Source organism: Microbacterium sp. K35 (assembly GCF_004794375.1).
Lineage (GTDB): Bacteria > Actinomycetota > Actinomycetes > Actinomycetales > Microbacteriaceae > Microbacterium > Microbacterium sufflavum.
The window spans coordinates 1-4,441 of the sequence record NZ_SSDM01000124.1; the positions used below are offsets into that span (position 1 = coordinate 1).

At 71.9% G+C, this 4,441-nt stretch carries 5 protein-coding genes; 4 read left to right on the plus strand and 1 reads right to left on the minus strand.

Annotated features, from left to right (window positions below):
* Positions 1–103 precede the first annotated feature (103 nt).
* The 4 genes from DW299_RS03785 to DW299_RS03800 all read left to right on the plus strand — a co-directional run bounded on the left by DW299_RS03785 (position 104) and on the right by DW299_RS03800 (position 3,959).
* The gene (locus DW299_RS03785; protein WP_136035753.1) at positions 104–862 is read left to right on the plus strand and encodes an alpha/beta fold hydrolase; all 759 of its coding nucleotides are present in this window, start codon (positions 104–106) and stop codon (positions 860–862) included.
* A complete protein-coding gene (locus DW299_RS03790) occupies positions 859–2,019 on the plus strand; it encodes an acyl-CoA dehydrogenase family protein (RefSeq protein WP_136035754.1) in 1,161 nt (386 codons plus the stop codon). Before DW299_RS03785 ends, DW299_RS03790 begins: the two co-directional genes overlap by 4 nt.
* An 84-nt stretch (positions 2,020–2,103) precedes the next feature.
* Positions 2,104–2,571, plus strand: coding sequence for an Lrp/AsnC family transcriptional regulator (locus DW299_RS03795; protein WP_136031144.1), 468 nt, complete (start codon positions 2,104–2,106; stop codon positions 2,569–2,571).
* The gene (locus DW299_RS03800; RefSeq protein WP_136035756.1) at positions 2,568–3,959 is read left to right on the plus strand and encodes an aspartate aminotransferase family protein; all 1,392 of its coding nucleotides are present in this window, start codon (positions 2,568–2,570) and stop codon (positions 3,957–3,959) included. Before DW299_RS03795 ends, DW299_RS03800 begins: the two co-directional genes overlap by 4 nt.
* A gap of 16 nt (positions 3,960–3,975) precedes the next feature.
* Here DW299_RS03800 and DW299_RS03805 read toward each other — a convergent pair.
* A partial coding sequence (locus DW299_RS03805; RefSeq protein WP_136035758.1) for a helix-turn-helix domain-containing protein occupies positions 3,976–4,441 on the minus strand: 466 nt, incomplete at its 5' end.

Sequence of the window (4,441 nt, forward strand, 5' to 3'; positions counted from 1 at the left end):
CGCCCGGGTCCTGCGGATCGCGGCCGACCTGCCCCCGCTGACCCGCGTCGGCTGAGCCCCGCCGGGCCGACCTGTGCCGCGGCCGCGGTCGTAGGCTGGTGCCATGCCCGCACCCCTCACCCTGCCCCGACGGTCGTGGGGCGATCCCGCAGCCGCGCGCCGCATTCTCCTCGTGCACGGACTCGGCTCGTCGGGCGCCCTCATGTGGCGCCTGGGCGACGCCATCGCGGCGACCGGAGCGGCCGCGACCGCGGTCGACCTGCGCGGGCACGGTGACGCCCCCCGCTCCCTCGACTACACCGTCGACGCGTACGCCGCCGACCTCGCGGCGACGGCATCCGACGACGGAGGACCGTGGGACGCGGTCGTCGGCCACTCGCTCGGCGGCGCGGCCGCGACGGTCGCTGCCGCCGGCTCGCCGGACTGGACGCGACGCCTCGTGCTGATCGACCCCGCCCTCCACGTCGAGGGACGCGACGCGGGCATCGTGCGGCGCAGCCAGGAACGGGCCTTCGCCGACAACCGGATCGAGGTCGTCCGGGAGGAGCACCCGCACTGGCACCCGCAGGATCACGAGCTGAAGATCGACGCCGTGCGGCGCGCGAGCGCCTGGGCCGTGGAGCAGACCAGCGCGCAGAACCAGCCGTGGGACGTACGCGCGCACGCCGCCCGTCTCACCGTCCCCACCCATGTCATCGGCGCCGATCCCGCCGTGTACAGCATCTTCGCGGGCGACCTCGCCGCCGAGGTGCTCGCCGGCAACCCGCGGATCACGATGTCGGTCGTGGCGGGCGCCGGGCACTCCCTTCATCGCGACCGGCCGGAAGAAGCGATCCGACAGCTCCTGGAGGCACTCGCATGACCGCGTTCGACCCGACCCGCTACCTCCCGGACGACCTCCTCGCGCGCATCCGCGAACGCGCGCCGATCCACGACCGCGAGAACACGTTCCCGCAGCAGGACCTCGACGAGCTCCGCGACGCCGGCTACCTGTCGATCCTGGTCCCGGTCGAGCGCGGCGGCGCCGGACTCGGGCTCGCCGAGGCCGCGATCCTTCAGCAGCGTCTTGCGGGCGCAGCCCCCGCCACGGCCCTCGCGATCAACATGCACCTGGTGTGGACCGGGGTCGCGAAGGTCTTCTCCGACCGGGGTGTTCCCGGGCTCGAGTTCGTGCAGGACGGCGCGGTCGCCGGCGAGGTGTTCGCGTTCGGCATCAGCGAGGGCGGCAACGACCTCGTGCTGTTCGGCAGCGACACGGCCGCGGTGCCCGACGCCGACGGGGGCTACGCGTTCACGGGCACCAAGATCTTCACCTCGCTCGCGCCCGTCTGGACCAGGCTCGGACTGCACGGCCTCGACACCACCAGCGCGGACGCCCCGAAGCTCGTGTTCGCGTTCGTCGAGCGGACCGACGCCGTCACCACCTCGGACGACTGGGACACGCTCGGCATGCGCGGCACGCAGAGCAGGACGACGCGGCTCGACGGCGCCGTCGCCGACGCCGCGCACGTGGTCCGGCGGATCGACCAGGGCCCGAGCGCCGACCCCATCGTCTTCGGCATCTTCTCCGTGTTCGAGATCCTGCTCGCGTCGGTGTACACCGGCATCGCCCGCCGCGCACTGGAGCTGGCGGTCGCGACGGCGCAGACCCGTCGCTCCAAGAAGAGCGGCGCCGCGTACAGCCAGGACCCCGACATCCGTTGGCGCATCGCCGACATGGCGATCGCGTACGACGCGCTGCCGCCCCAGATCGCCGCGCTCGCGCGCGACGTGGACGAGCGCGTCGACCACGGGCCGCGCTGGTTCCCCGCCCTGTCCGGCCTCAAGCACCGTGCCGTGACGATGGCCAAGAGCGTGGTCGACGAGGCGATGCTGGTGGCGGGCGGCGGGTCCTACTTCTCCGGGAACGAGCTCTCCCGGCTGTACCGCGATGTCCTCGCCGGGATGTTCCATCCGTCCGACCCCGAGTCGGCGCACGCGACCGCGGCCAGCGCCTGGCTCGGACCCGTGGAGGCCTGACCGAACGCACGGATCGTGCAGGTCGGTCACTCAGATTCGACGGATCCGGTTGTCCATGACCGCCGCCAGTGCCAGGATCGCAGCATGGCACCGGCGAAGAAGAACTCCGCCCTCGACGCGATCTCCAAGACCATCATCGAGCTGCTGCAGGACGACGGGCGTCGCTCCTACTCCGACATCGGCCGCGTGGTGGGCCTCAGCGAGGCAGCGGTCCGCCAGCGCGTGCAGCGGCTCACCGAGACCGGCGTGATGCAGATCGTCGCGGTCACCGATCCGATGCAGCTCGGCTTCCACCGCCAGGCGATGATCGGCATCCGTGTGGCCGGGGACGCCCGGCACGTGGCGGAGGCGATCGCGGAGATCGACGCCGTCGACTACGTCGTCATCACGGTGGGCTCGTTCGACGTGATCGTCGAGGTCGTGTGCGAAGACGACGACCACCTGCTGGCCCTTGTGAACGACGTGATCCGTCCGATCGACGGCGTGCTGTCGACCGAGACGTTCATCTACGCGAAGCTGCAGAAGCAGCTCTACAACTGGGGGACCCGATGACCTCGCGCTCCGTGCCGTCCGCGTCCGCGCTGCAGTCCATGGCGAAGGATCACCTCTGGATGCACTTCACCCGCCAGTCGACCATGGCGGACTCCGGTGTGCCGATCATCGTCCGGGGCGACGGGCACCGCATCTGGGACATCGAGGGCCGGGAGTACATCGACGGTCTGGCGGGACTGTTCGTGGTGAACGCGGGACACGGCAGGCGCCGGCTCGCCGAGGCCGCGGCGGCGCAGGCGTCCGAACTGGCGTTCTTCCCGCTGTGGTCGTACGCGCACCCCGCGGCGATCGAGCTCGCGGACCGGCTGGCGGACGAGGCGCCCGGCGACCTCAACCGCGTGTTCTTCTCCACGGGCGGCGGCGAGGCGGTGGAGACGGCCTTCAAGCTCGCGAAGCACTACTGGAAGCTGCAGGGGAAGCCCGCCAAGCACAAGGTGATCTCGCGTGCCGTCGCTTATCACGGCACCCCGCAGGGGGCCCTCGCGATCACGGGGATCCCCGCCATGAAGGCGATGTTCGAGCCGGTCACACCCGGCGGGTTCCGCGTGCCCAACACCAACTTCTATCGTGCGGCCGAGATGGGCGCGCCCGCCGACGACCTCGAGGCGTTCGGGCGCTGGGCCGCCGACCGCATCGAGGAGATGATCCTGTTCGAGGGTGCGGACACCGTCGCGGCCGTGTTCCTCGAGCCGGTGCAGAACTCGGGCGGCTGCTTCCCCCCGCCGCCCGGCTACTTCGCCCGCGTGCGCGAGATCTGCGACCGGCACGACGTCCTGCTGGTGTCAGACGAGGTGATCTGCGCGTTCGGACGGCTCGGGCACACCTTCGCCTGCACGGGGCTGGGGTATGTGCCCGACATGATCACGTGCGCCAAGGGCATGACCAGCGGCTACTCCCCCATCGGCGCCACGATCGTGAGCGACCGCGTGTACGAGCCGTTCGCGCAGGGCGATGTCTCCTTCCCGCACGGCTACACGTTCGGCGGCCACCCCGTGTCGGCCGCGGTGGCCCTGGAGAACCTCGCGATCTTCGACGAGGAAGGGCTCAACGCGCACGTGCGGGAGAACTCGCCGGTGTTCCGCGCGGAGCTGGAGACACTGCTCGACCTCCCGCTGGTGGGAGACGTGCGCGGCGACGGGTACTTCTTCGGCATCGAGCTGGTCAAGGACACCGCCACGCGGGAGACGTTCGACGAGGAGGAGTCGGAGCGGCTGCTGCGCGGCTTCCTCTCGCCCGCGCTGTTCGAGGCCGGGCTGTACTGCCGGGCGGACGACCGCGGCGACCCGGTCATCCAGCTCGCCCCGCCGCTGACCGTCGGACCCGCGGAGTTCCGCGAGATCACGCAGATCCTGCGGGACGTGCTCACGCGGGCGCAGGCGGTGCTCTGAGCCAGGCCGTGCGGCGTCAGGAACGTTCTCGGGCTCCGCGGGGCCGCGCCAGCAGCGCGATGTGCAGCGCCGCCAGCACCTCGCCGTCGTCGAGGTCGACGGCGAGCAGATCCGCGATGACCGCGAGCCGCTGGTAGAACACGGAGCGGGACAGGTGGCTCGCCGTCGCGGCCGCCGACCGGTTCCCCGGGTGGGCGACGAGCGCGGCGAGCACGTCGAGCAGATCCCCGCGGCGCTCCCGGTCGTGGCGGATCAGCGGCGCGAGCATGCGTTCGCCGTGCTCTTGCAGTCGGCGGTCATCGCCGAGCGCCGCCACCAGCTGCGCCAGCGGACGGTCGGCTACGCGGCGCACGGTGTCGGCGGCGTCCTCCGGGGCCCGGGCGGCGAGTTCCAGTGCAGCCCTGGTGGACGCGAGGAGGCCGGGCACGTCGTCGGCCGGCTGACCGATGACGACCGCGACCGCGGGGCCGACGATGCGGCGC

Bases quoted from the DNA above. Each gene is read 5' to 3' on its own strand.
- DW299_RS03785 (WP_136035753.1), top strand. From the start codon at position 104: ATGCCCGCACCCCTCACCCTGCCCCGACGGTCGTGGGGCGATCCCGCA.
- DW299_RS03790 (WP_136035754.1), top strand. From the start codon at position 859: ATGACCGCGTTCGACCCGACCCGCTACCTCCCGGACGACCTCCTCGCG.
- DW299_RS03795 (WP_136031144.1), top strand. From the start codon at position 2,104: ATGGCACCGGCGAAGAAGAACTCCGCCCTCGACGCGATCTCCAAGACC.
- DW299_RS03800 (WP_136035756.1), top strand. From the start codon at position 2,568: ATGACCTCGCGCTCCGTGCCGTCCGCGTCCGCGCTGCAGTCCATGGCG.